Here is a 25,381-nt window from a genome sequence, read left to right as displayed (position 1 = left end):
CGTTCCGTGGCGCAGCCCGCGCGCAGGGTTGGAACGCTTTCGCAACCACGACGGGAGAAAGTCGGCGCCGGGGAAGCGCCGTTCCTCCGGTCGCCCGACAAATTCGCCACATTGGTCGTGCAGCGTGACGGCCCTCACACCGCTTTTCTTCGACGCCTTGCCTCCCGCGTGGACAGTTCCGTGATGATCAGACCGATGCTTGCCCTGCTCCTCCTGTGCGGCCCTGCTGCCGCGGCCGGGACGATCAGCGGTCCGGCAACCGTGATCGACGGCGACACGATCGAGGTGCAGGGGACGCGCATCCACCTGTACGGCATCGACGCCCCCGAGACCGCGCAGAGCTGCGAGAGCGCCAAGGGCCTGGAATATCGCTGCGGCCGCGAGGCCGCGCAGGCCCTGCGCGCGCGGATCGACGGCGGCGTCGTCACCTGCGAGCGGCGGGAGGGAGCCGTCGCCGGGCGTGTCACCGGGATCTGCCATGTCCATGGCGAGGATCTGTCCGCCTGGATGGTCGGCCAGGGCCTGGCGCTGGCCAGCCGCCACGTGACGCCCACCTATGTCCGCCACGAGGGGCACGCCTGGGCGACCCGCCGCGGCATCTGGGCCGGCACCTTCGAGAAGCCGGCCGATTGGCGCCAGGATCGGCGCCGGGTCGAGGCCACGGCCGGGGCGAGCGCGGCCGACTAGCGGGTCCGGCGGCTCAGGCCGTCGCGTCCTGCCCCTCGGTGAATTCCCGCCACAGCAGGACCAGGGCGGCCATCACCGCCGGGCCGACGAACAGGCCGAGCAGCCCGAAGGTCTCGACGCCGCCGAGGATGCCGAGGAGCACCCACAGGAAGGGCAGTTTCGTCGTGCCGCCGATCAGGGCCGGCCGGATGAAATGGTCGGCGACGAAGGTCACGACGAAACCCGCCGCAGCCACCACCAAAGCCGCCGTCACCGAACCCGCCGCAACCAGAAGAAGCGCCGCGATGGCGATGGCCACGGCGGCTCCGAACGGGATCATCGCCGCGACCGCCGTGAAGGCGCCGAGCAGCACGGGGTGGGGTACCCCCGCGAAGTGGTACACGATCCCCAGCACGAAGCCCTCGCCGAGGCCGACCAGCACGAGCCCGTCGACGGTGCCGTGCACGGAGGCCACCATCTGGCGGGCGACGCGCTCGCCGCGCGGGCCGAACAGCCGGTGGCAGGCGGTCAGCGACTGGTCCCGCACCGTCCGCCAGTCGCGGAACAGGAAGAACAGGGCCACGAGGCTGAAGCCGAACAGCACGATCCGGTGCACCACCTCGCGGCCGACATTGCGCGACGCCCCGAGCACGGAATTGTTCTCGAACCGGCGCAGCAGGTCCGAGCCCGCCTGCGCGTGGCCGAGATTGTCGTTCCACCACGCGGTCGCCTGCGCGGCGCCGTAGGGCAGGTGCTGGAGGAATTCCGGCGCCGGGATGCCGTTCGCCTCGGCATTGCGGACGAACTCGGCCACGTCGTGGGCCTCGCGGGCGGCCTGGACGCCGAGGATCGCCAGCGGCGCCAGGAAGACCAGCGCCACCGCCGCCGTCATCAGCGTGGGCAGCAGGATGTTGTGCTTCCCCGGCGGGAAGCGGTGCTCCAGCCGCGTGTAGACTGGCCACAGGGCGATCGCCAGCACCACCGCCCAGGCCAGCGCGGGCAGGAACTCGTGCAGGATCCAGAGACCCAGGGCCGACAGGGTCAGCACGAGCAGGACGCGAGCCGCACCCTGGGAGCGCGCCCGCTCCTGTGGCGGGAGGGGTGGCGTCTCGATCCGCGCCGGCGGAGCGGCGGGCTTGGTGATCGGTGGCATCCGTCTGTTCTCCTGAGGACGCGCGGTCCTCTCGCCGTCAAGCTAGGGTCGGCGCGATCGGCGCACATGCGCGTCCGCGCACCCGGCGGCGCACGCTTGTGGACAGGCGCTGAAACGCCGGGGAAGCGCCGCGGTTGCCGCCCCTGACACCCTCGTGTAGAGGTCGCCGCCATTCGACGGGGCCACGTACGAGGGCCCGTATACGCGTAGGGTGGCCGCACGGGGCGTTTCCGCCGGGCCGCCCGGGCGGCGAGGGGGCTCCCGCACGACCGATCCGGAATTCGAACAGCCCGCGAGAAGACATGTCCGACGAGCCCGCCCACGGCAGCGCCACCTTCGAGCGCGTGGCCGACATCATAGCCGAGACCGCCGACATCCCGCGGGACAAGATCACGCCCGAGAGCCACGCCATCGACGACCTCGGCATCGACAGCCTCGCCTTCCTCGACATCGCCTTCGCGGTGGACAAGGCCTTCGGGATCAAGCTGCCGCTCGAGCGCTGGACCCAGGAGGTCAACGAGGGCAAGGTCCCGGCCGAGGAGTACTTCGTCCTCAAGAACCTCTGCGCGCGCATCGACGGCCTCGTGGCCGAGAAGGCCGCCAAGGTCTGAACGCAGGCCGATCCGACCCATCATGCGCCTCGAATATTTCGAGATGATCGACTCCGTGCGGCTCCTCGATCGGGCCGCCGGCCGCATCGAGGCGCTCGCCCGGGTGCCCATGGCCAGCCCGGTCTTCGAAGGGCACTTCCCCGGCCATCCCCTGGTGCCGGGCGTCCTCCTCACCGAGACGATGGCGCAGGCCTCCGGCTACCTCGTGCTTGCCCATCTCGACTTCGCCCGGATGCCGTTCCTCACCGGCGTCGACAAGGCCCGCTTCCGGTCCTTCGTGGGCCCCGGGGCGAACCTCCTCGTCACGGCGCACCTGGAGCATGACGGCTCGGGCTACGCGGTCACCAAGGCGGCGATCAGCCACGACGGCAAGGCGCTGTGCGACGCGGAGCTGCGCTTCCGCACCATGCCGTTCCCGGACGGCCTCGACGCGCCGATGCGCGAGCGGGCGCGGACGATCGGCCTGTTTCCCGATTCGGCGCCGGCCGAACGCGAGCCCTGAGTCAGCCATGAGCCGCCCCGTCGTCGTCACCGGCCTCGGCCTCGTCTCCTGCGTGGGTGAAGGCGTCGACGCCCACTTGGCCGCCCTCGCCGGGGAGGCGGCTCCGCGCACGGACAGCGAGACCTTTGCGCCCTACCCGGTGCATCCGGCGCCGGCGATCGCCTGGGACGGCCAGATTCCCAAGCGCAGCGACCAGCGGCAGATGGAGGCCTGGCAGCGGCTCGGCGTCTACGCCGCCGGCCTCGCCCTCGACGCCGCGGGCGTAAAGGATGAGGCCGCCTTCAAGCAGGCGCTCCATCTCGTCGTGGCGGCGGGCGGCGGCGAGCGCGATTATGTGGCGGACGGGGCGATCCTCACGGGCCTGCGGGACGCCGCCGATCCGGGCGCCTACCTGAACGAGCGGCTGCAGAACGACCTCCGGCCGACCCTGTTCCTCGCTCAGCTCTCGAACCTGCTCGCCGGCAACATCGCCATCGTGCACGGGGTGACGGGCGCCTCGCGCACCTTCATGGGCGAGGAATCCGCCGGGGTCGACGCCCTGCGGATCGCCCAGGCGCGGGTGGCTTCGGGCCAGATCGATGCGATCCTGGTCGGCGGCTCCTACAGCGCCGAGCGGCCGGACGTTCTGGTCATCCACGAGATGGGCGGCTACCTCGCCCGCGACGCCTACCGCCCGGTCTTCGCGCGGGGCGAGGCGGGCGGCTTCATCCTCGGTAGCTGCGCAGCGTTCTTGATGCTGGAATCGGCTGCGCATGCGGCCGCCCGCGGTGCCCGTGCCCTGGCCCGGCTTGAGACGGTGGCGAGCGACCGGACCCGGCGCAGGCCCGGCAGCGTCGCCGACAGCCTCGAGGCCCTCTGGCGACAGGCCGGCCTCTCGGGCCCCGATCACGTCCTGTCCGGTGCCACCGGAGTCGCGCCGATCACCGCGGAAGAGCACGCTGCGCTGGCCCGTCTCGCGCCCGGCGCGCGGCTGCGCGCCCTCGGGGACGTGATCGGGCACGGGCTCGAAGTGGCGGCACCCTTCGGAACGGCGCTCGGGGCCGCCCTCGTCGCCGGCGGCAGCGCCCGCGAGGTCGCGGTGACCGCCGTCGGCCATCGGCGCGGCGAGGGGGTTCTGCGCCTCGTTCCGGCCTGAGCAAGCCCGTCCGGTGCCTGCGTGCCGACGGCGCTAGTTCGTGCGGCCGTAACCACAGACTTCATGCGCCCACGCCGCATTGAACTCCCTTATCTCGTTGTTCTCGCGGCCGTTCTGGCGTTGCTCAGCCGCATTTTCCGCTGAGAATTTCCCGCATCGGCGGGCCTGTTGCCGGGTGAAATATTTCCCTGCGCTTGCCAAAAAACCGCCGGCGGTTTATTTAAGCCGTATCGGCACGTGTCCGGATATCTTGGACCGTTACGCCTTCGCAGGGCGGTTCTGACTTTCCTATCGCTATCGGTCGATGCCGGCGCCTTCTCGCATGAGCGGGTGCCATTCCTCACTATGCCTGCGAAGATCAAGGACTTCCATGAGCACCGGAACCGTCAAGTGGTTCAACGAGACCAAGGGCTACGGCTTCATCCAGCCGGATGACGGCGGCAAGGACGTGTTCGTTCACATCTCGGCCGTCGAGCGCGCCGGCCTGCGCAGCCTGAACGAAGGCCAGAAGGTTTCCTACGAGCTGGAGACCGACCGTCGCAGCGGCAAGCAGTCCGCCGGTCAGCTCCAGACGGCCTGATCGCCGTCCTAGGCGTTTCTGTCGAAGCCGCTCCCTTGGAGCGGCTTCTTCGTATCTGCATTCTCTTTCCTTGCCTTTCTCTCGTGGGCGACGGCCTTCGCCGCGCCCGATCCAGGAGTGTCTGTGAGCTTTTTGAAGAATCAGGGTGTCGTCGATCGTCTGGAGACCGCCGCGAAGGCGCGGTCCGAGATGCTGGCCCGGTTCCGGGCGCGCCCGTCTGCCGATGATCCCACGGTCCTGGCTCGCCAATCCGCCCGCCGCGCCGTGGTCGATGCCCGCGAGGCCCGTGCGGCCGAACGCGCCGCCCAGCGTCAGGCCGAGCTCGAGCGCGCCGCTGCCCTGGCCGAGGCCGAGCGTCTCGCGGAAATCGAGCGCAAGCACGCCGAGCAGCTGGCCGCGCAGGAGCGCGCCAAGGCTCTCCAGGCCGAACAGAAGGCCCAGCGCGACGCTCGCTATCTCGCCCGCAAGGCGAAAGCGCAGAAGAAGCGCTGAGGCGCGGCAGCGGCAACACCCTCCAGGAGCCCGGCATGTCCCACAAGTTCAAGATCGGCCAGCGTGTCTGCCGGCCCCGGCTCGGGACCCCCGGCGAAGCGGGCGAGGTCGAGGTGTTCGAGGTCCTGCGGCTCATGCCGCAGGATCAGACCGGCGAGCCGAGCTACCGGATCCGCACGAAGGCCGGCGAGCGGGCGATCCGCGAAGGCGACCTCGTCGCAGCTGCGCAGCCCTGATCCGGGCGCACCTCAGAGCGTCCGGAACATCACCAGCGCATCGACCGGCCCGAGGTCCGGGTGTCGAAAGGCGCCCGGCAGCCGTCCGACCACGGCGAAGCCGAAGCTTTCCCATAGCCGGACGGCCCGGACGTTGGTGCTGACCACGAAGTTGAACTGCATCGCCGTGAAACCGCGCGTCCGCGCCCGATCGAGGGCATGCGCGCACAGGGCGCGGGCGATTCCGCGGCCGATCGCGGCCTCCCCCGTCATGAATCCGCAATTGGCGACGTGGGCGCCTCCGCCCGCCTGATTGGCGCGCAGGTAATACGTGCCGACCACCGTCCCCGCTTCCTCCGCCACGAAGGTCTCGCGGTCCGGTCCGGTCCAGTAGGCGAGGGCTTCGGCCTCGCCGAGGTCGCGGTCGAGGGCATAGGTCTCTCCCGCCCGGATGGTCGGCACGATGATGCGGGTGATCGCCGCGTGATCGGTCGCCCGCGCAGGTCTGATGTCCAGGCTCACCCGAATTGCTCTCGCAGGATGCGCTCGTCGAGGCTGTGGCCGGGATCGTGGAGCAGCACGAGTTCGGTGGCGCGGTCGAGGGATGTCTCCACGGTGCAGACGCGGCGGAACTCGGTGTGGTCGGCGACCGCCGCCACCGGGCGGTGGGGCGCGTCGAGCACGTCGATCCGGATGCGGGCGTAATCCGGCAGGAGCGCGCCGCGCCAGCGCCGGGGACGGAAGGCCGAGATCGGCGTCAGTGCCAGCAGCTTGGCGTCCAGGGGCAGGATCGGGCCGCCGACCGACAGGTTGTAGGCGGTCGAGCCCGCCGCGGTGGCGACGAGTACGCCGTCGGCGATCAGCAGGTCGAGCCGGACGTTGCCGTCGACGGCGATCTTCAGCTTGGCGGTCTGGTGGGTCTGGCGCAGCAGATAGACCTCGTTGATCGCCCGCGCCCGGTGGGAGCGGCCTTCGGTGTCGAGGACGTCCATCACCAGCGGGTGGATGACGCTGCGATGCGCCGTCTCCAGATGCTCCAGAAGGTCGTCGTCGCGAAACTCGTTCATCAGGAAGCCGACCGTGCCGCGGTTCATCCCGTAGATCGGCTTCGGGTTGTCCATGAAGCGGTGGAGCACCTGCAGCATCAGGCCGTCACCGCCGAGCGCCACGACGACGTCCGCCTCCTCGGGCGGGACGTGATCGTAGCGGCGCATCAGGGCGGCGGCGGCCTCGCGGGCATGGCCGGTCGGGCTCGCCACGAAGGCGATCTTCTGGAAGAGCGCCATGGCTCAGGCGCAGCCGCGCAGGCGCGTCAAAATCGCCTCAGGGTTCACGTCACGGCTCCAGTCTGATGAGCGAACCGCCCGGTTGACGTCCTGGCTTGGCATGGGCCTCACTCTGACGGCACATGCGCAATCGGAGGCATAGCATGGAGCGTCCGCTCCTCGTCTACACCACCTTTCCCGACCTCGCCTCTGCGCTGAATATCGGCGAGGCCCTGGTCCGCGAGCGTCTCATCGCCTGCATCAACGTGATGCCGGGCATGCAATCCGTCTACAGCTGGAAGGGCGCCGTCGAGCGCGGCGCGGAGGTCGCGGCCCTTCTCAAGAGCCGCGAGGGTCTTGCCGACGCCCTGACGGCCGCCCTGAAGGCGCGACATCCCTACGACACGCCGATCATCCTGCATCTGCCGGTCGCCGGCGCGGACGCCGACACCGCCGCCTGGATCCTGGCGGAAACGCAGCCGGACGGCTCGGCTGGAGCGGAACCCCAGTCGGCCTGATCCAATAGGCCGAGCCGCGGCACGACGGTCCGCTGTGCGATCACCGCACCCGGGCGAACACCGCTTTGGCAGCGATCCGGATGAACGCGCCGACCCACCGGCGCCAGGACGACCGGGCGGTCCGGCGCCGCGTTGCGGCGATCGGCAATGCCGGCACCGAGCAGGCTGTCGCCGGCGAAGGTGACAAGAGCCGCCGGCGCTCCCGCGAACAGGACGGCTGCCGCTGCTGTGAAAGCCGGGCGCGCGCGGTCGTGCGCTGCGAGCCACGAGGCGGCGTATCCCGCGATGGTGAGCCCGGCATCCGAAGCCGTCGGATCCATCTGCGCCTCCGACCGGATCCTGCATCTGGCGGTCTGTGGGCGATGAGCGATCTTCGCCCCGATCTGCGGCCGCGGATCGGAGCCGAACCCGTCAGGTTGCCGGCCTCGCTGTCCGGCGTCTGTGGACAAGACTTCTGCGCCGTCGGACGCCGCATGGAGCGCGTGCATCCGGGTATTTCCTTTGCCTTGCTTCTCGGCGTCGTGAACAGATCTAAGTTTGCATGCAAAGGTTCGAGATTAAAGATCGATGTTTCAGATAAATAAAAGCATCGGAAGGTCGTTGCACGGGAAAAAGATTGAGAAAATCTGGCGGACGATTTTAATGGGCTGCGGCGCGCGTCGCGCCCGAGACAAAGCCGAGGGGAAACCATGGGATGGTTCAGGATGGCAGACCGCGCCGCTGCGGCTCTGCTGATGTCGGTCATGGGCGCCCTGAATGTTCAGGCGGCCGGCGATCCGAAGAAGGAACTGTTGATGACCATCGAGGCGGCGCCGTCCGGTCCGGCCGGTCTCGCCTCAGCCGATCCGCCCGCCTTGCGGTACGGGGTTCTCTATGCCGACGACAAGGGTCACAGCCATGTCCAATACTGTGACCTGAAGAATTTCATCTTCAAGAGCTACGCGCCTCCGGCAGCGCCGCAATACGTCGGATTTCCGCCGGGGGAGGTGGCGTCGATCAAGTATGCGGTCCTGCCCGTCGGCTATGTCGGCACGTGGCACACGGCGCCGGGGCCGCAATGGGTGATCACCCTGTCGGGCCGCTGGTCGGTGGAGGCCACCGACGGGAGCGTGCTCGAGCAGGGACCCGGCGAGGTGGAGTTCAACGCCGACATGGGATCGACGCCGCAGGGGGCGGAGGGCCATGTCGGGCACCTGACCCGGCAGGTCGGCGATGTGCCGAACGTTCAGCTCATCGTCTCGCTGAAGCCGTCTTCCGGAAAGGCCCGCAACACCAACCCGTGCCAGCCCTGAACGCGTGATCCGGGCCGGCGGTGGCCTTCCGTCGGCCTGCGCGGGTCAGCCGCCGCTCACGGGATAGCTGCGCCCCTTCCAAGTGGCCGCGCCGGCTCGCTCGCGTCGCAGGAGCACGTTCCACTGGATCGCCAGGGCCACCGCGACCGCCGCCGGGTGGAGCGGGATCGTCGCCCAGGGTGCCCGGACCGCCACCGTGACGGCCGTCCGGGTCGCCAGCGACAGGGCCAAGGCCAGGCCGCCCAGGGCCAGGGCGGAGGCGGGCACCAGCCCGAGCAGGCCGGCCAGGATGAGGAGCGGCGGCAGGACCTGGCCGCAGCCGAGCAGGAGCGTCCAGACCGGAAGGGCGCGGGGCGTGGCCATGCCCTCGTGGGCGTTCTTGGAGAAGCCGGCCCAGGCTTGGGTGAAGCCATCGTACATCCGGCATGTCGCCAGCGCGGCGGCGGCCACGAGATCCGTCCGGTAGCCCGCGGCACGGAAGAGGCGGGCCAGGCGGACGCCGTCATGGAGGGATTTGCGGATCGCAGCGTGTCCGCCGACGGCCGTGTAGGCCGCACGATCGACCAAGATCAGCTGACCGCAGGCCGCGCCGAGCGACGGGTCCGGCAGCCGACGCATCAGCGGCACCGGCAGGAAGCCGAGGAGCAGGAAGTCGATCATCGGGACGGTCAGCATCTCGCCGAGCGTGTCCGTGCGCTGCCGGGGTACGCCGCTGACGAGCGCCGCACCGGTGCGGCGGGCCTGGGCCGCCACGGCAGCCGCGGCCTCGGCTTCGAGGCGCACGTCGGCGTCCAGGAACAGCAGGTGGTCGCCGCGGGCGAGGCCGGCCATATGGCTGCAGGCGTGGTTCTTGCCCGTCCAGCCTTCGGGAAGGGCCGGCACCGAGACGAGGCGCAGACGCGGATCGCCGACGGCGCGCACGATCTCCGCGGTCGCGTCCGTGGAATGATCGTCACCGACGATGACCTCCACCGGAACCGATGTGCTGGCGAGCGCCGCCCGCACGGTGGCGTCGATGTTGCCGGCCTCGTTGCGTGCCGGGATCAGGATCGAGACCAGGCCCGTCCCGGTCTCCGGCATGGGCCGGCGCAGAGCCGCGAGATTCACTGCCGCCAGCACGGCCGGCAGGAGGGCGGTGACCAGGCAGAGCAGGGCCAGGGCCGTGAGGATCGAATCGGTCATCGTCCGCGCCGCGCTGGTGTCGGGTCTCGACCTGGGATCGTACGGGGCCGGGCGCGAGCGGAAGGGGTCATCCGGCGCGATCCTGGCCGCCCGCGGCGCGATGCGCCGGATCGAAGCGTCGCCCGGAGAGCCGGGCCGCCACGCGTCGCCACAGATCGTAGAGGCCGCCGACGCCCTTTCGGCCGGAGACCAGGGTGCGGAAGCGTCCGGGTTCCCGGCTGATCACATCGGCGCTCAGACGGTCGAGGGTCGTGGTCAGGTCGGATTCCAGGCGCGCGAGCCGCTGGTCTCGCGGAAGCGCGGCGAGTTCGGATCCGCCGATCCCGGGACCGAAGGCCACGAAGGCGCCGGCGCCGCGCTCGTCCCAGAAGGTGTATTCCACGGCGAGGGGAACGAACAGGGCGTCGGGGGCGATCTCGGCGAGCCGTGCCACGCCGGGCCTCAGGGCCAGCGGCCGTGCGCGGGCATCCGCGAAACGGCCCTGTGCGGTGATCCAGAGCATGCCGTCGGAGGACGCCAGGATCGACCGGGCGGCCGTGAGGAACTGCGCCGCCCCGCGCGGGCTCTCCAGGTCGACCCCGAAGGCGCCGATCCGCTCAAAGATCCGGTAGCGCGCCAGCATCGCGGCGTCGAACGGGGCGCGGCTCCATCGCTCCGGATAGAGGCGGCCGGCCAGCACGACGATCAGCGCGGCGTCCCACCACGCCGGGTGGTTGCTATAGACCACGATCGCGCCCGGATGGCTCGCCGCCGGCGGTGTGCTCCAGAGGGGCAGCCGCACGGCGTCGAGGTGACGGTGCATATAGCGCTCGAACCACGCCACCATGAAGGCGCGGATTCCGGGCGAGATCGGGGGCAAGGGGGCGCCGCGCGTACCTCTCTCGCCCCCCGGGACGGAGGCGGGAGGTGGCGGCGTCGCCGTCACGCCGAGGCGCGCAGGGCGCCGCGGGCGTCCTGGTCGTGCGCGTCGGCGGCGATCCAGCCCGACATCATCACCATCGGCATGCCGGGACCCGGATGGGCGGCGCCCCCCGCGAGGTAGAGGCCGCGCACCTGCCGCGAACGGTTTCCAGGCTTGAATGCGCCCATCACCCGCCCGTGGGAGGCGAGACCGTAGATCGCGCCGTTCAGCACCTTGTAACGCTCGTGGATGTCCTGCGGCGTCAGGTGGCGCTCGACGACGATGCGCTCCTCCAGGTCCGGCATGCCGCCGGTGCGCTTGAGCTTGTCGAGGATCGTCCGGCGGTAATTCTGGAACAGCGGTCCGTCCGGACGCCAGTCGTGGTGCGGGCGCAGATACGGCGTATGCACGAGGACGTAGAGCGCCTCGCCACCCTCCGGCGCCACGCTCGGATCGGTGGAGGAGGGCGCCGCCAGATAGGCGGTCGGGTCCGGGGCCGGCTCGCCCTTGTTGTAGATGTAGTCGAACTCCTCTTCCGGATCCCGGGAGAAGACGAAGTCGTGGTGGTTCAGGTGCTCGTAGCGCTTGTTCAGGCCGAGATAGAGCACCACGCCCGAGCAAGCCGGCTCGGGGTTCTTCTTGGCGTAGACCTTGGCCGCTTCGCCGCCGACGAGTTCGCGGTAGGTGCGGACCGAATCCATGTTGGAGATCACCGCGTCGAAGGGCGTGACGCCGTGGGCAGTCCGCACGCCCCGGACGGCGCCGTTCGCGGTCTCGATTCCGGTCACCTCGGTGTCGGTCTTGCAGGTGGCGCCGAGTTCCTGGGCGAGCTTCGCCAGCCCCTCCGCCACGGCGCGGGTGCCGCCCATCGGGTACCAGACGCCGTCGGCGGTCTGCATGTGCGCGATGGCGCAGAGCACCGCCGGCGCGCCATAGGGCGAGGAGCCGACATATTGCACGAAGTGGTCGAGCATCTGCGCGAGCCGGGCGTCCTTGACCTTGCCGCGGATCGTCGAGGCGACGGAGGCGTGCATGCGCAGGGAGAGCACGTCGCGCAGCGTGCCCGGGTTCATGTTGGCGCGGATGTTGATCGTGTCGAACAGGTCTTCGACCGGCTTCCAGAAGAAGAACTTTTCCGAAACGCCGTGCAGGTGTTCCGAGATCGAGAGGAACTTCTTGTAGCCCTCGCCGGTGCCGGGCGCGAAGCGCTCCATGTCGCCGGCCATCCGCTCGACGTCCTGCATCAGGTCGATCTGGGTGCCGTCATCGAAGAAGCACCGCCATTGCGGGTCGAGGCGGCGCAGATCCATGTAGTCGTGGACCGAGCGGCCGGCTTCAGCGAAGATCCGTTCCAGCACCCGCGGCACGGTCAGGATGGTCGGGCCCATGTCGAAGCGGAAGCCGCCCTCGTGGAGCACCGCCGCCTTTCCGCCGAGCCAGCCGTTCTTGTCGTAGACCGTCACGCGGTGTCCCCGCGCGGAAGCGACACACGCGGCCGCCAGACCGCCGAGTCCGCTGCCGATAACGGCCACCGTTGAATCCTGGCTCATCCTGATAGGTCGCTCCCCGGGCCTTCCACGAACGTGACCCGCGACAGCGAAGCTAGCCCCGGGGTCGTGCGGGTCAACGCGCCACCCGGTCGCGGCCGCATCCGGTCAATGCTCACCTGTGGACAGCCGGGTCAGAAAGTTGCCGATCTCGCGGCGGCGGCGATCCGCCTCCAGCACTTCCGGCCCCAATCCGTGGCGCCATGCGAGCCGGCGCACGGCTGCGGGCTCGCCTGTCTGAAGGCCTGCGATCTCGTCGGCATAGGCCGCCACCGTCTCCGGATCCTCCGCCAGGCCCGCCGCGACGATGGCCGTGTCGCACAGGCGGAGCATCGCGGCGACTTCGTCCAGGTCGAGCTCGGGATGATACTGCGTCCCCCAGAACCATCCGTCCCCCTGGCGGATCTCGATCGCCTGGATGCCGAGGATCCGGTTCCCGGCAAGCACGCGGGCGCCCGGCGGCGGTTGCAGCACCGCATCCGCGTGGATCGCGGGGGCGTCCCACGTGGCGGGCCGGCCGGCGAGGAGCGGATGGGTCCGGCCCTCCTCGGTCGGGGTAATGGAGCGGGCGAAGCCGTATTCCGGCCCGCGCGGGTTCTCGGCGGCCCGCCCGCCCGCCACCGTGGCGGCGACCTGCACGCCCCAGCACGATCCGAAGATCGCCAGCCCCGCGTCCAGGGCGGCCCGCATCAGCACGAGCTGCCGCCTCACCTCGGGCGTGCCCTCGGAAACTCTGAGCGTCGAGCCGGTGAAGATCACGCCGTCGACATCCGCGAGGGTCGCCGGGAGGGTGGCGTCGGCATCGGCGGGGCTGACGAGATGGCAGCTGATCTCCGGCCGAAGATCTCGGACCACGGCCGCGTAGGACTCGGCCGAGGTTCGGCCGGTGGCCGCGACGTGCCGGTCCCGGGCCGCGCGGTCGTTGCCGTCGGCGATGAGCAGGCGGAGCATGGGAGTTCCGTTGAGCGGGGCCGTGCGGCGGGGAAGCTGCATGTGCCCTCGCGGAGCCGCGGGGAAACGGCGCGGATCGTCGCGGGCCGAGCATGCCGCAGCCCGGAGCGGCTCCCGGAGCCCGTCGCGGGCGACCGGGTCGGAGCGCCCCCGGCCGGACGTACAGGGCAACGACCACGGTGTGACGGATGCCGAGCGCACGGGTCTTGGCGCGGGTCTCGGCACGGGCCTCACGCCCATCCATCGGGCTGTCGAATATTATTTATTCGTTGGCGCATCCAAATGAATGATGCGCCTTATCCCGCATACGATTCATATTGGATCAGATCATTACTGAAATCAGGCTATGCTGGAGGGCGAAATGCCGGATTTCACAGGGATCGAACTCTGTGTCCGAGAGGGGTGGGGTCTCCTCGTCCGTGACACGGAGGCCGTCCGTCGCGCGGCGCAGGCGGGCGCCTGCGCGGGGTCTCGCAGGACGGTCGTGCCGAGGCGTGCCGCGATCGACGACCGTCATCCGATGATCGAGCTGGACGGCAATTGCCTCGCCTTCGCGACGCTGCCCGATGCCGTGGGCCGGCCGGTTTCCGGAAGGCGGACCGGCTGTGCTCTCAGGGGGCACGGCCATGTCGGCGAAGTCCGCGCCTCGGCAACGCGCACCGGGCGGGATTATCCGGTGACCTCGGAGGGCTCCCGGCAAGATCCTGACAAGACGAGCGTGGACCCTCCGCTATCCGTTCGGCCGGACTCCCGCAGCCATCCCCTCTCCGGGCAGGCGGGGCTGGAGACGGTGCTGCGGCCGCACCTGCAGTTCGGCGCGCCTGCCGCCTTGGGCGGATCGCCGTGGCGCAGCGCGCCGTGATCGTCTCGGGATCGCCTGGGACGTCTCAGATTCAATCGGTGAGGCGACCACATGTGGAGAGCCCTGCTGATATGGCCGGTGTTGCTCGTGATCGGCCTGACGCTTCCCGCATTCCGGACGCGCTCGACCCCGCCCGTCCATCAGGCGGCCGAGATCGAGGCCCTGGTGAACCGGGCGGCCGAGGCGTTGGAAGACCGCGGCGCCGGGGCGTTCGGAGAGTTCAGACGGAAAGGTAGCGTCTGGCGCTACGGGGACGTCTATCTGTTCGTCATCGACATGAAGGGGATCGTGCTGTTCAATGCCGCGCATCCGAACCGCGAGGGGCATGATCTTCTCGACGAGCGCGACGCCGACCGGAAGCAGTTCCACAGGGACTTCATCGAGGTTGTGGACCGCTTCGGTTCCGGCTGGGTCGATTACATGTTCCCGAAGCCCGGTCAGTCCGTCCCGACCGTGAAATGGAGCTACGTCTGCGCGACGCACGTCGCCGGTTCGGACGCGGTCATCGGTGCGGGCGTCTACGTCGAGTAACGCGGGTCCGATCCGCGCGCCCGATGGCTGCCCTACACGGTCCGCCGCGCCGCCAGGGTGAGGGCGAGGCCGAGCCCGCAGAGCGTCAGCGCGCCCAGCACCGCGAGCGACGGCGCTGCGGCGGAGAACCCTTCGCCGAGCGCGCTCTGATACGCCTCGATCGCCCAGGCATTGGGGGTGAGCCAGCCGGCCTGCTGCAGCCAGGGCGGCATCAGGAAGCGCGGAACCATGGAGCCCCCAACCGCCGAGAGCAGCAGCACTCCGAAGGTCGAGGCGAGGTGCGCCTGCTGGCGCGAGCCAGCCAGCGCGCAGGCAGCGAGCGCGAGGCCGGCGGCCATCGCCGAGACCAGCAGGCAGGTGGCCAGGAAGGCCGGCCAGTGCGGCCCGATCTCGACTCCGTAGAGCAGCGCGGCGGCCAGGAAGATCAGCCCGGCCTGGACGAGACCCTGCAGCGTCAGGAAGGCGAACTTGCCGAGCACGACCACCGGCAGGCCGCCCGGACCGGCCATCAGCCGTTCGGCGAGGCCCGTCTCGCGCTCCTCGACCAGGGACATCGCCCCCTGCATCGCGGCGAAGAGCAGGAACACCGCTGTGATCGCACCGGCATAGTAGCTCACCCGCGCATTGGCGCTGCCAGCGGCGGTGCTGCGCCGCTCCACCAGGGCGGCGAAGCTGAACGGCTCCTTCTTGGCCCGCTGCTCCGCGAAGGCCTCGTCGAGGAAGCGGCGCTCGTCGGGGCCGATCTTGCCCGTGCGCTCGACGTCGGCGACGATCCGCGACAGGACCACGTCGGGCAGCGCCTCGTTCAGGACCCGCTGGAGCTGGCCCAGGGCAATCGGCGTCGCCAACGCCTTGGCGGGGTTCTCCACCAGCACCACCGGTTGATCGACAGACCCGGATGCGGCTTCCGCAGGCGCGGCGATCAGGTCGCCGCGCAGGACCAGCGCCACGTCGACCTCGCCCGCACGAACCGCCTGCGCCACGGCGGCAATGTCGGTGGCGGGCAGGCGCGTCACGCGCAGCGAGGGATCGGCCGCGAGGGCGTCGGCGAGGCGCTCGGTGGCGGCGGTGTGGGCCAGATCGGCCAGTCCGAGATGAATGCGGATCCGGTCGCCGATCGCCCCGGAGAAGATGGCCGCGAAGATCGAGAAGATCACCGTCGGCAGCACGAAGGCCATCACCAGCGCGGCCCGGTCGCGCAGGAGGGTCAGGAGCATCACGCGGAAGGCGGCGGCGATCATCCGGCTGCACCGACCCGGAGCGGCGTGGCCGCGGGATCCGTCAGCTCCCGCGGCCGGAGGGCGTCGAGGTAGAGCGTCTCCAGCCGTGGCGCCCGAACCCGGATCTCGGCCACGGGAACGCCCTGGGCGCGCAGCGCGCCGAGCAGGGCCGCGCCGTCGAGGCCGGAGCGCTCGACGGACCGCCAGACGAGGCCTCCCGCCTCGGCGGGCGCGAACCCGGCCCGGCGTAGCACACCCTCGGCCGGTCCCGTCGCCGGGACGGCGAGGCTCAGCTCCCGCTCGGGGGCGCCCGTGCGCAATTGCGCGAGCAGATCGGCGAGCCGGCCGGCACGCACGACCCGACCCTGGGCCAGGAACGCAACCCGGGAGGCGAGGCGCTCCGCTTCGGCGAAATCGTGCGTGGCGATCAGGATCGCGGTGCCGGCGGCCTTCAGGCGGTCGAGCACCGCGTGGATCGCGGCCCGGGCGGCGAGGTCGACGCCGCTGGTCGGCTCGTCGAGGAGGACCAGCCGGGGCCGGTTCATCAGGCTCGCCGCGATGTTGACCCGGCGCCGGTATCCCCCCGACAGGACGCCCACCGGGCGTCGGGCCACGTCGGCGATGTCGGCCATGGTCAGGGCGGCCTCCACGGCGGCCTTCCGGTCGCGTCGGGCAACCCCCGCGAGCTGCCCGAAGACGCCGAGATTCTCCGAGACGGTCAGCCGGGGATAGAGGGCGATCTCCTGCGGCACCCAGCCGATGGCGCGGCGTGCGCGTCCCGCGCGATAGGGGTCCGCCTCGGCCACGCGCACCGACCCCGCGCTCGGACACAACCGCCCCGCAACGAGGCGCATCAGCGAGGACTTGCCGGCCCCGTTCGGCCCGAGCAGCGCGAGGGTCTCGCCGGCCCCGAGCTCAAGATCGACCCGGTCCAGGACCCGTCGCCCGCGGAGGTCGAGGCCGACGTCCACGAGGCTGACGAGGGGGCCCTCCATCGTCTCACCGTCTCGGAAGGGCACGGCCAAGGCGCACCCGCAGGGCGGCGCCCGGTTCCCGTAGGGCGAAGGCCGCCTCGGCGAAATCGGGCCGCGCCCGGCGCCCGACGGCGCCCGAGAAGCCGTAGGGCTCCAGCGGCAGGCCGAGGCCGGTCCGGTCGAGGCGTCCGTTGCCGTTTGCGTCCTGATAGGCCGCCACCGCGTAGGTCCCCGGCGGAACGTCCCGGAAGGTGAACAGCGCCCGGTCGGCCGTCGCCGGCGAGTCGTCGCCCCGCAGGCACGACGTCTCCGAAAGACCGCCCTGACAGAGCGCCACGCGCACCTGACCGCCGCCCGGCTCGATCCCGTCGACCTCGACCTGAACGGCGGCGGCTGAGACGGGCAGGGCTGCGGCGCAGAGCCAAGCCGACAGGGCGATCGTCACGCGGCCCGTCGGCCCGCGGCCGTGTCTCCTCCGATCCGTCGCCGCGCTCACGAGGCCTCGCCGGAGGTCGCCAAGGGCGCCGTATCGGGAATGCCCGCCGTGGCGGCGGCGCGGGCGCCGGCCAGTTCCTCGATCAGCAACCGTGCCGAGATGCGGGCACCCTCGTAGATCACCGGCAGGCCGGAGCCCGGATGCGTGCCGCCGCCGACGATGTACAGCCCCGGTCCGAAGCGGTTGTGCGGGCGGAAATACAGCATCTGCATCAGGTCGTGGGCGAGGTTGAAGGTGGCGCCCTCATGGACGGCGAAATCCTCCTCCCACTGGGTCGGATCGATGATCCGCTCGTAGCGGATGCGGGATTCGAGATCGTCGATTCCGAGGAGTTTCAGACGCTCCAGGATCAGCGCGCGGTAGGTCTCCCGCAGCGTCGACCAGTCGATCCCCGCCTTAAGGTTCGGCACCGGAACCAGAACGTAGAGGGCCGTATGCCCGGGGGGCGCCATGCCGCCGTCCGTGTAGCCCGCATGCTGCACGTACAGGGAGGGCTGCATCGGCAGCGTGCCCTCGGTGATCTCGCGGATGTTCTTCTCGTAGCCATCGGCCAGGAGGATCGTGTGATGCCCGAGGCTGTCGGGCATTTTCCCCTCGAGGCCGAGATACAGCATGAAGGTCGAGCAGGAGAGCCGGGCCTTCTGGATCTTGGCGTCGCGCCAGCGCGGCCGGTGCCGCTCCGGGACGAGGGCGCGGACGACCTTGGCGAAGTCGCCGTTGATCATCACCGCGTCGGCGTTGAAGGTTTCGCCGTCCGCCACCAGGCCGCAGGCGCGCTTGCCGTCGAACAGCACCCGCTCGACCGTGCTGTTCAGCCGGAGATCGACGCCCATGCGGCCGGCCAAGCCCGCCATGGCCTCCGAGACGGCCCCGCAACCGCCCACGGGGTGGTAGACCCCGTGCTCGTATTCGAGGAACGACAGGATGGTGAACAGGCTCGGGCACCGGAACGGCGACATCCCGAGGTATTTGGTCTGGAACGAGAAGGCGAGGCGCACCCGCGGGTCGGCGAAGTGGCGCTTGAGGTCGCGGTCGACGCTTCGGCCCGGATGCAGGTAGGGCAGGGCAGCCAGCATCGCCGGGCTCGCCATGCTGCGCAACGTGTGGAAGGCCTGTTCGAGGACCGGCTTGAAATAGTTCAGCTTGGTGCGGTTCTCGGCGAAGAAGGCTTTGACGTTCTTGGCGTCGTCCGGCGCGAGGCGGGCGATCTCCTGCTCCAGGCGCCCGACATCGCCCGTGGCGCTGATCGTCCCCGAAATGCCGTCCTGCCCCTCGAAAACGAGGTGGTACTGCGGGTCGAGCCGCTCGAGCTTGACGTGGTCTTCCAGCCGCTCCCCGCAGCTCGCGAAAATGTCCGCCAGAATCTGCGGATAGAGGAAGAACGTCGGTCCGATATCAAAGCGGTATCCGCCGGGCGCCTCAACGGTTTTCGTCCGGCCGCCGACTTGGGAATCCTTCTCGAAGATGGTGACATGGATCCCGGCCCGCGCCAGGAGCAGGGCAGAGGCAAGCCCACCTGGCCCGGCCCCGACCACGGCCACCCGGCGCCCGGTCAGCGCTCGCAACCCATCCCCAGACTGAAGCAACGTCCCCGACTCCTCACAGAATCCCGACACCCATGTGGCCAAGCTAGCTTGGCATCATCGCGCGGCAATTGCAGCCGTTTGTCGCGCGCAGAACGCTGTATACGATCATACCAGGGACACCCATTCGCAAGATTTGCGCAAGGCCGCCGTTGTCCCGGCCACCGAGGCGCCCGAGGGCGGGCCGGCCCGCAGGCCGCGGACCTGCGCGGGCCGAGACGCGGCCATCATCCGGGAGCCGCCGGTCGGCGGACATCCTGCGCCTCAGCACCGGCCCAGGCGTCGATACCATCCATGCCGAGTCCGGCCTCCGCCCGAAGGTCCCGCTGCCGACCGCCCCCTGCATCGGGCGCCCGGCCAGGGCGGCGATGCCGAGATCGGATTCCGGGCCCCGACCCGCCGGCGCCGCGCGCTCACGTCGGACCGAGGCGCCCCTGGCCGCGGGCGATGGTGAACAGGGCGATGCCCGCCGCCGTGGCGACGTTGAGCGAATCGAATCCGGCGGCCATGGGGATGCGGAGCGGCCGCGCCTGGGCCAGCGTCGCCGCGTCGAGGCCCGGCCCCTCGGTGCCGAGGATCAGGAGCGCCCGCGCCGGCACGGTGAGGGCATCCAGGGGCTCGGTCGCCCCCGGGCTGAAGGCCAACGGCTGGAGGTCGAGGGCGTCGGCCAGCCGCAGCCAGTCCTGCCCCGCCGGGAGCCGCGCGAAGGGCTGGATCAGCGCGGCCCCGGCCGAAACCCGGATGCTCTTGCGATAGAGCGGATCGCAGCTCTCTCCGTCGAGGATCACCGCGTCGGCCCCGAAGGCGGCCGCGTTGCGGAAGGCGGCGCCGACATTGTCGTGATTGGTCAGGCCGGCAAGGCCGACCACCAGCGCGGGTGCGGGCGGCGGCGGCACGAGGGCGGTCGCCGCGGGTTCCGCGCCGCGCAGGCCGATGGCCAGGACCCCCCGGTGGATCGGGAAGCCGGTGACCGCGCTCATCACCGCCTTGCTGGCGCAATAGACCGGAGGCGGCTCCGGGCAGGCGGCGACGTCGGCGACGAGGCTTGGCCAGCGCTCCGGGGCGATCAGGATCGATTCCGCGCGGAACCGGCTGCGGCGGCCGAGGAGCAGCCGCAGCGTCACCTCGCCCTCGACGATGAAGCGCCCGGCGCGGCCGACGAGGTCGCGCTCGCGCATCCGGGTATAGGGCTCCAGGCGGGGATCGTCCGGGTCGCCGAGGTCTTCCGGGTCCGGGGTCACCTCAGCCCTGGGCGCGCTCGGTGCGGCTCGCCAGCGGGTCGGCCTCGGCCTTGGTCGGCACCTTCACCAGCGCCTCGCCGTCGAGGACGGTCTCGCCCCCGACGGAGCACCGGCAGGCGAGGCGCGCCCGCCGCCGCTCGGGCATGAGTTCGGCCACCGTCACGGTGACGTCGACGACGTCGCCGATCCGCACCGGGGCGCGGAAGTTCAGGGTCTGGGAGATGTAGACGGCGCCCGGTCCGGGCAGGCGCGTGCCCAGCACCGCCGAGATCAGCCCGGCCGTGTACAGGCCGTGGGCGATGCGGGTGCCGAAGGGCGTGCGCGCGGCGAAGTGCTCGGACAGGTGGATCGGATTGCGGTCGCCGGTGATCTCGGCGAAACCCACCACATCCGACGAGGCGATGGTCTTCGACAGAGTCTCCGACAGTCCGACTTCGAGATCCTCGAAATAGAGCACGCGCAGTTCGGGCAGCATGACGCGGCAGACCTCCGGTTCGGGCCGGTCATTCGTCTCGTGCGGCCGGCTCCGGAAACGGCGTCGCACGATCCCGGCGCCGAATCCACCCGGACAAAGGCTGAAGGGCCTCGAACTTTCTTGAGCCGCCGACAGGGTTTTCTCAACAGCCGCTCGACAGAGCCGTGCGCGTCGGCGAAGAGGCGTCCCGTGATCGCCGATGATGTGCCCCCGCCCGCGCGGCCCGCCCTGCGCCCGGTCGTCGCCCGCGTGGCGGCGCTCAACCTCGGCTATTTCGGCATCGAGATCGCGGTGGCGCTCGCCATCGGCTCGGTGGCGCTGATCGCCGACAGCCTCGATTTCCTCGAGGACGCCGCGATCAACCTGCTGATCTTCGCGGGCCTCGGCTGGAGCGCGCGCAACCGCGCCCGCCTCGGGACCGCCATGGCGGGCATCCTGCTGCTGCCGGCGCTGGCGGGCGCCTGGGCGGCCTACGGCAAGATCGCCGATTTCACCGCCCCCGCCGCTCTGCCCCTGACCCTCGCGGGGCTCGGGGCACTGGCCGTCAACCTGACCTGCGCGCTCATGCTCGCCCGGCATCGCTCCGGCTCGGGCAGCCTGACCCGGGCGGCCTATCTCTCGGCACGCAACGACGCCTACGCCAATCTGGCGATCATCGCCGCCGGCCTCGTGACGGCCCTCCACCCATCCCCCTGGCCCGACCTCGTCGTGGCGGCCGGGATCGCGATCCTCAACGCCGACTCGGCCGCCGACATCCTCAAGGCGGCCGCGGCCGAGCGCAGAGCCGCACGATAGCGGCCCCTCAGCAGCGACCATCATGCGCATCTTCCCCATCTCGGATCTGCACCTGGAGCGGCGCCGCCTCGACCTGATCGCGCCGCCCGCAGAGCCGTTCGACCTGCTCGCCTGCCCCGGCGACCTCCACGAAGGGCATCCCGAACGGGGGCTCGCGGCCCTGCTGCATCTCGCCCAGGGGCGGCCGATCGTGCTGGTGCCGGGCAACCACGAGCGCTATGCCCCGACCGGGGACCGGCGCACCGCACCGGAGCTGCTCGCCGCCCTGGAAGGCGAGGTCGCCCGGCTCAACGAGCTGGGTGCCCGGATCCATCTGCTCCAGCGCGCGCAGAGCTGCGTCATCGACGGCGTCCGCTTCGTCGGCACCACCCTGTGGAGCGACTGGGACCTCGCCGGGCGCTGGCTCGCCCCGGATGCCCCGGACCGGCCCGCCGATCCGGTGGCCTACGCGGCCGCCCGCATGACCGATCCTGTGACGGGCTCCCGGGAATATCTCGGCGCGATCCGCAAGGCCGACGGCAGCCCCTGGCAGCCCGCGGACGCGATGGCGGAGCACCGGATCGAGCGGGCCGCCCTGCACGCGGCGCTGCAGATCCCGCACGACGGTCCGACCGTCGTGGTGACCCATCACCCGGCGAGCCCGTTGGCCGCGGACCGGTTCCGGGACGTGGCCGGCGTTCCCTGGTGGGTGCCGGCCTTCTATGCCAGCACGGCCCTCGACGCCCTTTCCGATCCCGCGCGACCGGCGCTGTGGATCTCCGGGCATTTCCACGCGGGCCACGACCTCGCGGTCGGGCGCTGCCGCTGGGTCTCGAACCCGGTGGAGGGCGCGACCTACAGCAGCGATTTCGTCGTGGAAGTTGAGAACCGGTGATTTAGTCCCGTCCCAAGAGATCGGACCGTCGAGGCTGTGCCGTTGCGCACGGCTTGGCCGTAACGGCGGGATGTTGTCGGAGCGAGCGCCCGTCCAACCCTGATCGGCCCCGCATCCCGGGGGCCTGGTTCGGGGTTCTCATGGTCGGATTTAGCCTGACGTCACGCGAGTTCGCGGCGGTGGTTCTTGCCGTCACCGCTCCCATCTCCGTCGCGTCGACGGCGACGGGCGCCCGGGCGGCTTCCGCTGCGCAGCCGGGGCAGACGGTCGGTCTGCCGGTGGGCGATCAGCTTCCCGTCGGCCTGTATTTCGTGAACCTGTCGAGCTTCGGCGTGCGCGGCACCCGCCCGCGGGATTCCGCGACCAACGTCAACCTGCCGACCTTCGCGTGGGCGACGCCCTGGGACGTCGCGGGCGCGCGCCTGCAATTCTTCTTCACCCAGCCGATCGCGGCCGCGAGCAGCCAGGGGGCGCCCTACCAGAGCGGCGTCGGCCAGCAATTGCTCGCCGCGCAGCTCGCCTGGGATCTCGGCGGGGATGTGGGTGTCAGCTACCTGTTCGGCGGCTACCTGCCGATCCAGACGCGCTTCCTGACCCAGTCCGCCTCGCTGACCCACCGCTTCGCGGTCAGCTACACCGGCCAGGGCTGGAACCTCACGGCGAACCTGCTCTACGGCGTCTTCCTCGACCCGCGCTCGCCCAGCGGCACCCTGTACCCGGACTACCTGAACCTCGACCTGACCATGACGAAGAAGTTCGGCGCGTGGCAGGTCGGCGCGGTGGCGTTCGGGTCGACGGACCTTCCCACCGGGGTGGCGAGCTACCGCCCGCAGGGGCAGATCGCGGTGGGCGGTCTCGTCGGCTACAATTTCGGGCCCGTGAACCTCCAGGCCTACCTCACCCACGACGTGGTCGAGCGCAATTACGGCGGCCGCGAGGTCCGCGGCTGGCTGCGGGCGATCGTGCCGCTGTACCAGGACAAGAACGAGGTCGAGCCGGGCCGCACCCTCGTGACGCGGCGGCAGGCCGAGTAGCCAAGCCGGCTGACGCTGTCCGGGCTGGTGCCATCCCGGGCGCAGGCGGCGGATCCGGGTCACGGACCGCTGCCGCGCGGCGAATGCACGACGACGGGGCCGGACGGGGCCCCTTTTGCGTGCAGGATTGCGCTGCCGTTCAGGCGGCGGATCCGCGCCCCGGCTGACGGGGCGCGGCAGAGCCTTCAGCCGTGCACCAGCACGTTGCGGAACTGCCAGGGATCGCTGGTGTCGATGTCCTCCGGGAACAGGCCCGGGCGGTCGGTGAGCGGCGTCCAGTCCGTGTACACGCCCACGACCGGGCCGAGATACGGGGTCTGGACCTCCAGGCAGCGGCGGAAATCCATCTCGTCGGCCTCGACGATGCCGGCCTCCGGGTTCTCCAGGGCCCAGACCATGCCGGCAAGCACCGCCGAGGTCACCTGCAGGCCGGTGGCGTTCTGGTACGGTGCGACCCTGCGGGTCTCCTCGATGGAGAGCTGCGAGCCGTACCAGTAGGCGTTCTTCTTGTGGCCGTAGACGAGCACGCCGAGCTCGTCGATGCCGTCGACGATCTCGGTCTCGTCGAGGATGTGCTGCTGCTCCTGCACCTTGGCCGCCTTGCCGAACATCTCGTGGAGCGACAGCACGGCGTCGTCGGCCGGGTGGTAGGCGTAGTGGCAGGTGGGCCGGAAGACCGGCTTATCGCCCTCGCGCACCGTGTAGTAGTCGGCGATCGAGATCGCCTCGTTGTGGGTCACGAGGAAGCCGAACTGCGAGCCGGCGGTCGGGACCCAGGTGCGCACCCGCGTGTCGGCCCCCGGCTGCAGCAGATAGATCGCGCAGCGCGAGCCCTTCTCCTGCTCGCGGGCGTTGTCGGGCTTCCAGGTCTCGTGCGTGCCCCAGCCGAGCTCGGCCGGCTGGTTGCCCTCGGAGACGAAGCCCTCGACCGACCACGTGTTGACGAAGACGCCGCGCGGCTTCGGATTCTTGGCGCGCTGCGTGTCCCGCTCGGCGATGTGGACGCCCTTCACGCCCAGATCCTTCATCAGGGCGGCCCACTCGGCCTTGGTCTTGGGCTCCGGCCGCTCCAGGCCGGTATCCTGGGCGATATTCAGGAGCGCCTGCTTGACGAACCACGAGACCATGCCGGGATTGGCGCCGCAGCAGGAGACCGCCGTGGTGCCGCCCGGCTTCTGCTCGCGGGCGTCGAGGATGTTCTCGCGCAGGGCGTAATTGGTGCGGTCGCCCTGGCTCTTGGTCTTGTCGAAGTAGAAGCCCGGCCAGGGCTCGGCCACGGTGTCGATGTAGAGGGCGCCGAGTTCGCGGCACAGCTCCATGATCGCCCGCGAGGAGGTGTCGACCGACAGGTTCACGCAGAAGCCCTGGCCGCCGCCTTCAGTGAGGAGCGGGGTGAGCACGTCGCGGTAGTTCTCCGGCGTCAGCGCCACCTTCTCGAAGCGCAGGCCGTGCTTCTCGGCGAGGGCGCGATGCGTGTCGACCGGGTCGATCACCGTGAAGCGGGCCCGGTCATACTCGAAATGGCGCTCGATGAGCGGCAGGGTGCCCCGGCCGATCGAGCCGAAGCCGATCATCACGATGGGGCCGGTGATCCGGCCGTGGATCGGGTGACGGGTCGGCTGATCGGTCATGCGGGATATCCTCGTTGGCGGATGCCGGGCGCGTCCGCTCATCTGGCTCGCGGGCGGGTTATGGCGCGCGTGTGACAGTGCAGCGACAGGCCCGCGCCGCCGGAGCGGTGCCGGTGCGGTCCAGGGGCCGAGTCGCCGGAAGCGCGCTCAATGGCCGCTCGCCCGTCGCCGGTCAACCGCGCGGATCCGCGCCTTCGTTAACGGCATCTTGCACGCGCCGGGTCGAAACCATGACCTCGACGCATGCGCCCCCCGCCTTGGAACGGATGGCAGGCTCCGCGTGCATGGCTCATATTGCAGTGCAGCAAGGTCACCGAGAGGACCGCAGGAACTGGGGAGCGTGGAAACGCCCGGGCCCTCGCACTTGGAGTCCGTCATGCTCGCGCTCATAACCTCCCGGATCCCCGGCCCGGCCGTCGAGACCGCCGACCGTGATCCCGGCTTCCTCACCCTCGTCTTTGCGGTCGCCCGCGGCCTGCGCAACGGAGCGGAGACCGCCTTCGCGCGCCGCTGCGCCCTGGCCCGCGCCGTCGGCGGCCCGAATCCGCTCTGAGGGCGGCCCCCGACCCACTGACGATGCTCCGGACGATTGCGTCGCCCCGGCTAGGGCATTAGGCGGCTCTGCCGTCCAATGGCTTCGGGGGATCGTGATTCC

The 25,381-nt window shown here is 70.6% G+C and carries 30 protein-coding genes; 16 read left to right on the top strand and 14 right to left on the bottom strand.

The genetic code is table 11. The annotated features are described in order from the left end of the window. The first annotated feature begins 183 nt into the window (after positions 1-183). Positions 184-687 (top strand): thermonuclease family protein, encoded by a 504-nt coding sequence (locus A3862_RS06180; RefSeq protein ID WP_043386014.1) that lies wholly within the window; start codon positions 184-186, stop codon positions 685-687. Between the two features lie 13 nt (positions 688-700). Here the strand turns inward: A3862_RS06180 and A3862_RS06175 are convergent, their stop codons facing one another. After that, a complete protein-coding gene (locus tag A3862_RS06175; RefSeq protein ID WP_043350201.1) occupies positions 701-1,819 on the bottom strand; it encodes an AI-2E family transporter in 1,119 nt (372 codons plus the stop codon). Positions 1,820-2,121: 302 nt separating this feature from the next. Between A3862_RS06175 and A3862_RS06170 the strand changes: the two genes are divergently transcribed. The 6 genes from A3862_RS06170 to A3862_RS06145 all read left to right on the top strand — a co-directional run bounded on the left by A3862_RS06170 (position 2,122) and on the right by A3862_RS06145 (position 5,375). Then, positions 2,122-2,430 carry an acyl carrier protein gene (locus tag A3862_RS06170; RefSeq protein ID WP_010683687.1) on the top strand — a complete coding sequence of 103 codons (309 nt, stop codon included), beginning with the start codon at positions 2,122-2,124 and terminating at the stop codon, positions 2,428-2,430. 22 nt (positions 2,431-2,452) lie between these two features. Next, on the top strand, positions 2,453-2,932 hold the full coding sequence (locus A3862_RS06165) for a 3-hydroxyacyl-ACP dehydratase FabZ family protein (RefSeq protein ID WP_043386017.1): 480 nt from the start codon (positions 2,453-2,455) through the stop codon (positions 2,930-2,932). 7 nt (positions 2,933-2,939) lie between these two features. Next, the gene (locus A3862_RS06160; RefSeq protein ID WP_043760149.1) at positions 2,940-4,067 is read left to right on the top strand and encodes a beta-ketoacyl-ACP synthase; all 1,128 of its coding nucleotides are present in this window, start codon (positions 2,940-2,942) and stop codon (positions 4,065-4,067) included. A gap of 370 nt (positions 4,068-4,437) precedes the next feature. Then, positions 4,438-4,647 (top strand): cold-shock protein, encoded by a 210-nt coding sequence (locus A3862_RS06155; protein ID WP_010683690.1) that lies wholly within the window; start codon positions 4,438-4,440, stop codon positions 4,645-4,647. Positions 4,648-4,770: 123 nt separating this feature from the next. Then, positions 4,771-5,139 carry a DUF6481 family protein gene (locus A3862_RS06150; protein WP_043350195.1) on the top strand — a complete coding sequence of 123 codons (369 nt, stop codon included), beginning with the start codon at positions 4,771-4,773 and terminating at the stop codon, positions 5,137-5,139. A gap of 35 nt (positions 5,140-5,174) precedes the next feature. Beyond that, positions 5,175-5,375: a hypothetical protein gene (locus tag A3862_RS06145; RefSeq protein ID WP_043350192.1), complete on the top strand. Its 201-nt coding sequence runs from the start codon at positions 5,175-5,177 to the stop codon at positions 5,373-5,375. A gap of 12 nt (positions 5,376-5,387) precedes the next feature. Here A3862_RS06145 and A3862_RS06140 read toward each other — a convergent pair whose 3' ends face one another. Both A3862_RS06140 and A3862_RS06135 read right to left on the bottom strand, forming a co-directional pair. Next, positions 5,388-5,870 carry a GNAT family N-acetyltransferase gene (locus A3862_RS06140; protein WP_043761689.1) on the bottom strand — a complete coding sequence of 161 codons (483 nt, stop codon included), beginning with the start codon at positions 5,868-5,870 and terminating at the stop codon, positions 5,388-5,390. Positions 5,871-5,872: 2 nt separating this feature from the next. Then, on the bottom strand, positions 5,873-6,640 hold the full coding sequence (locus A3862_RS06135) for an NAD kinase (RefSeq protein WP_043350190.1): 768 nt from the start codon (positions 6,638-6,640) through the stop codon (positions 5,873-5,875). Positions 6,641-6,783: 143 nt separating this feature from the next. Between A3862_RS06135 and cutA the strand changes: the two genes are divergently transcribed. The 3 genes from cutA to A3862_RS06125 all read left to right on the top strand — a co-directional run bounded on the left by cutA (position 6,784) and on the right by A3862_RS06125 (position 8,429). Then, on the top strand, positions 6,784-7,137 hold the full coding sequence (gene cutA / locus A3862_RS06130; RefSeq protein WP_043350188.1) for a divalent-cation tolerance protein CutA: 354 nt from the start codon (positions 6,784-6,786) through the stop codon (positions 7,135-7,137). 80 nt (positions 7,138-7,217) lie between these two features. Further along, entirely contained in the window at positions 7,218-7,721 is a 504-nt protein-coding gene (locus A3862_RS31025; RefSeq protein WP_124262941.1) for a hypothetical protein, read from the top strand. Positions 7,722-7,841: 120 nt separating this feature from the next. Next, on the top strand, positions 7,842-8,429 hold the full coding sequence (locus A3862_RS06125; protein WP_236961797.1) for a hypothetical protein: 588 nt from the start codon (positions 7,842-7,844) through the stop codon (positions 8,427-8,429). Positions 8,430-8,474: 45 nt separating this feature from the next. On the opposite strand, the gene A3862_RS06120 is transcribed toward A3862_RS06125, so the two are convergent. The 4 genes from A3862_RS06120 to A3862_RS06105 form a co-directional block, all read right to left on the bottom strand. Next, on the bottom strand, positions 8,475-9,611 hold the full coding sequence (locus tag A3862_RS06120) for a glycosyltransferase (protein WP_043386025.1): 1,137 nt from the start codon (positions 9,609-9,611) through the stop codon (positions 8,475-8,477). A gap of 67 nt (positions 9,612-9,678) precedes the next feature. Continuing rightward, positions 9,679-10,437 (bottom strand): lysophospholipid acyltransferase family protein, encoded by a 759-nt coding sequence (locus A3862_RS06115; RefSeq protein ID WP_111473441.1) that lies wholly within the window; start codon positions 10,435-10,437, stop codon positions 9,679-9,681. Positions 10,438-10,532: 95 nt separating this feature from the next. Continuing rightward, a complete protein-coding gene (locus A3862_RS06110; protein ID WP_043760156.1) occupies positions 10,533-12,062 on the bottom strand; it encodes a phytoene desaturase family protein in 1,530 nt (509 codons plus the stop codon). Positions 12,063-12,167: 105 nt separating this feature from the next. Further along, positions 12,168-13,010: a type 1 glutamine amidotransferase gene (locus A3862_RS06105; RefSeq protein WP_111473440.1), complete on the bottom strand. Its 843-nt coding sequence runs from the start codon at positions 13,008-13,010 to the stop codon at positions 12,168-12,170. Positions 13,011-13,530: 520 nt separating this feature from the next. Between A3862_RS06105 and A3862_RS06100 the strand changes: the two genes are divergently transcribed. Both A3862_RS06100 and A3862_RS06095 read left to right on the top strand, forming a co-directional pair. After that, entirely contained in the window at positions 13,531-13,872 is a 342-nt protein-coding gene (locus A3862_RS06100) for a hypothetical protein (RefSeq protein WP_124262940.1), read from the top strand. A 78-nt stretch (positions 13,873-13,950) separates the two neighbouring features. Further along, a complete protein-coding gene (locus tag A3862_RS06095) occupies positions 13,951-14,403 on the top strand; it encodes a cache domain-containing protein (protein ID WP_236952780.1) in 453 nt (150 codons plus the stop codon). A 32-nt stretch (positions 14,404-14,435) separates the two neighbouring features. On the opposite strand, the gene A3862_RS06090 is transcribed toward A3862_RS06095, so the two are convergent. From A3862_RS06090 to croR, 6 genes are all read right to left on the bottom strand, one after another. Continuing rightward, entirely contained in the window at positions 14,436-15,644 is a 1,209-nt protein-coding gene (locus A3862_RS06090; protein WP_043386036.1) for an ABC transporter permease, read from the bottom strand. Continuing rightward, positions 15,641-16,618: an ABC transporter ATP-binding protein gene (locus tag A3862_RS06085; protein ID WP_043350168.1), complete on the bottom strand. Its 978-nt coding sequence runs from the start codon at positions 16,616-16,618 to the stop codon at positions 15,641-15,643. Before A3862_RS06085 ends, A3862_RS06090 begins: the two co-directional genes overlap by 4 nt. 4 nt (positions 16,619-16,622) lie before the next feature. Beyond that, on the bottom strand, positions 16,623-17,042 hold the full coding sequence (locus A3862_RS06080) for a DUF2141 domain-containing protein (RefSeq protein ID WP_043350167.1): 420 nt from the start codon (positions 17,040-17,042) through the stop codon (positions 16,623-16,625). Between the two features lie 47 nt (positions 17,043-17,089). Continuing rightward, positions 17,090-18,679: a phytoene desaturase family protein gene (crtI, locus tag A3862_RS06075; RefSeq protein ID WP_043350165.1), complete on the bottom strand. Its 1,590-nt coding sequence runs from the start codon at positions 18,677-18,679 to the stop codon at positions 17,090-17,092. 410 nt (positions 18,680-19,089) lie between these two features. Next, positions 19,090-19,917 (bottom strand): TrmH family RNA methyltransferase, encoded by an 828-nt coding sequence (locus tag A3862_RS06070; RefSeq protein ID WP_205782328.1) that lies wholly within the window; start codon positions 19,915-19,917, stop codon positions 19,090-19,092. Position 19,918: 1 nt separating this feature from the next. After that, entirely contained in the window at positions 19,919-20,392 is a 474-nt protein-coding gene (gene croR / locus A3862_RS06065; RefSeq protein WP_043350156.1) for a 3-hydroxybutyryl-CoA dehydratase, read from the bottom strand. 189 nt (positions 20,393-20,581) lie between these two features. Between croR and A3862_RS06060 the strand changes: the two genes are divergently transcribed. From A3862_RS06060 to A3862_RS06050, 3 genes are all read left to right on the top strand, one after another. After that, complete coding sequence (locus A3862_RS06060; protein ID WP_182591268.1) at positions 20,582-21,187, top strand: cation transporter; 606 nt, start codon at positions 20,582-20,584, stop codon at positions 21,185-21,187. A gap of 22 nt (positions 21,188-21,209) precedes the next feature. Beyond that, on the top strand, positions 21,210-22,061 hold the full coding sequence (locus A3862_RS06055) for a metallophosphoesterase (protein WP_205782327.1): 852 nt from the start codon (positions 21,210-21,212) through the stop codon (positions 22,059-22,061). 140 nt (positions 22,062-22,201) lie between these two features. Beyond that, positions 22,202-23,095 (top strand): transporter, encoded by an 894-nt coding sequence (locus tag A3862_RS06050; protein ID WP_111473438.1) that lies wholly within the window; start codon positions 22,202-22,204, stop codon positions 23,093-23,095. 185 nt (positions 23,096-23,280) lie between these two features. On the opposite strand, the gene A3862_RS06045 is transcribed toward A3862_RS06050, so the two are convergent. Continuing rightward, entirely contained in the window at positions 23,281-24,726 is a 1,446-nt protein-coding gene (locus A3862_RS06045; protein WP_043350149.1) for a homospermidine synthase, read from the bottom strand. Between the two features lie 376 nt (positions 24,727-25,102). On the opposite strand from A3862_RS06045, the gene A3862_RS31405 reads away from it, so the two are divergent. Beyond that, a complete protein-coding gene (locus A3862_RS31405; RefSeq protein ID WP_164706345.1) occupies positions 25,103-25,279 on the top strand; it encodes a hypothetical protein in 177 nt (58 codons plus the stop codon). Positions 25,280-25,381 lie beyond the last annotated feature (102 nt).

The sequence above is a fragment of the Methylobacterium sp. XJLW genome (genome assembly GCF_003254375.1).
GTDB lineage: Bacteria > Pseudomonadota > Alphaproteobacteria > Rhizobiales > Beijerinckiaceae > Methylobacterium > Methylobacterium fujisawaense.
The sequence above is the reverse complement of the archived record's forward strand: the minus strand, read 5'-3'. Positions and strand labels throughout refer to the sequence as shown.

Bases quoted from the DNA above. Each gene is read 5' to 3' on its own strand.
- A3862_RS06180 (WP_043386014.1), top strand. From the start codon at position 184: ATGATCAGACCGATGCTTGCCCTGCTCCTCCTGTGCGGCCCTGCTGCC.
- A3862_RS06175 (WP_043350201.1), bottom strand. From the start codon at position 1,819: ATGCCACCGATCACCAAGCCCGCCGCTCCGCCGGCGCGGATCGAGACG.
- A3862_RS06170 (WP_010683687.1), top strand. From the start codon at position 2,122: ATGTCCGACGAGCCCGCCCACGGCAGCGCCACCTTCGAGCGCGTGGCC.
- A3862_RS06165 (WP_043386017.1), top strand. From the start codon at position 2,453: ATGCGCCTCGAATATTTCGAGATGATCGACTCCGTGCGGCTCCTCGAT.
- A3862_RS06160 (WP_043760149.1), top strand. From the start codon at position 2,940: ATGAGCCGCCCCGTCGTCGTCACCGGCCTCGGCCTCGTCTCCTGCGTG.
- A3862_RS06155 (WP_010683690.1), top strand. From the start codon at position 4,438: ATGAGCACCGGAACCGTCAAGTGGTTCAACGAGACCAAGGGCTACGGC.
- A3862_RS06145 (WP_043350192.1), top strand. From the start codon at position 5,175: ATGTCCCACAAGTTCAAGATCGGCCAGCGTGTCTGCCGGCCCCGGCTC.
- A3862_RS06135 (WP_043350190.1), bottom strand. From the start codon at position 6,640: ATGGCGCTCTTCCAGAAGATCGCCTTCGTGGCGAGCCCGACCGGCCAT.
- cutA (WP_043350188.1), top strand. From the start codon at position 6,784: ATGGAGCGTCCGCTCCTCGTCTACACCACCTTTCCCGACCTCGCCTCT.
- A3862_RS31025 (WP_124262941.1), top strand. From the start codon at position 7,218: ATGAACGCGCCGACCCACCGGCGCCAGGACGACCGGGCGGTCCGGCGC.
- A3862_RS06125 (WP_236961797.1), top strand. From the start codon at position 7,842: ATGGCAGACCGCGCCGCTGCGGCTCTGCTGATGTCGGTCATGGGCGCC.
- A3862_RS06120 (WP_043386025.1), bottom strand. From the start codon at position 9,611: ATGACCGATTCGATCCTCACGGCCCTGGCCCTGCTCTGCCTGGTCACC.
- A3862_RS06115 (WP_111473441.1), bottom strand. From the start codon at position 10,437: ATGGTGGCGTGGTTCGAGCGCTATATGCACCGTCACCTCGACGCCGTG.
- A3862_RS06110 (WP_043760156.1), bottom strand. From the start codon at position 12,062: ATGAGCCAGGATTCAACGGTGGCCGTTATCGGCAGCGGACTCGGCGGT.
- A3862_RS06105 (WP_111473440.1), bottom strand. From the start codon at position 13,010: ATGCTCCGCCTGCTCATCGCCGACGGCAACGACCGCGCGGCCCGGGAC.
- A3862_RS06100 (WP_124262940.1), top strand. From the start codon at position 13,531: ATGATCGAGCTGGACGGCAATTGCCTCGCCTTCGCGACGCTGCCCGAT.
- A3862_RS06090 (WP_043386036.1), bottom strand. From the start codon at position 15,644: ATGATCGCCGCCGCCTTCCGCGTGATGCTCCTGACCCTCCTGCGCGAC.
- A3862_RS06085 (WP_043350168.1), bottom strand. From the start codon at position 16,618: ATGGAGGGCCCCCTCGTCAGCCTCGTGGACGTCGGCCTCGACCTCCGC.
- croR (WP_043350156.1), bottom strand. From the start codon at position 20,392: ATGCTGCCCGAACTGCGCGTGCTCTATTTCGAGGATCTCGAAGTCGGA.
- A3862_RS06055 (WP_205782327.1), top strand. From the start codon at position 21,210: ATGCGCATCTTCCCCATCTCGGATCTGCACCTGGAGCGGCGCCGCCTC.
- A3862_RS06050 (WP_111473438.1), top strand. From the start codon at position 22,202: ATGGTCGGATTTAGCCTGACGTCACGCGAGTTCGCGGCGGTGGTTCTT.
- A3862_RS06045 (WP_043350149.1), bottom strand. From the start codon at position 24,726: ATGACCGATCAGCCGACCCGTCACCCGATCCACGGCCGGATCACCGGC.
- A3862_RS31405 (WP_164706345.1), top strand. From the start codon at position 25,103: ATGCTCGCGCTCATAACCTCCCGGATCCCCGGCCCGGCCGTCGAGACC.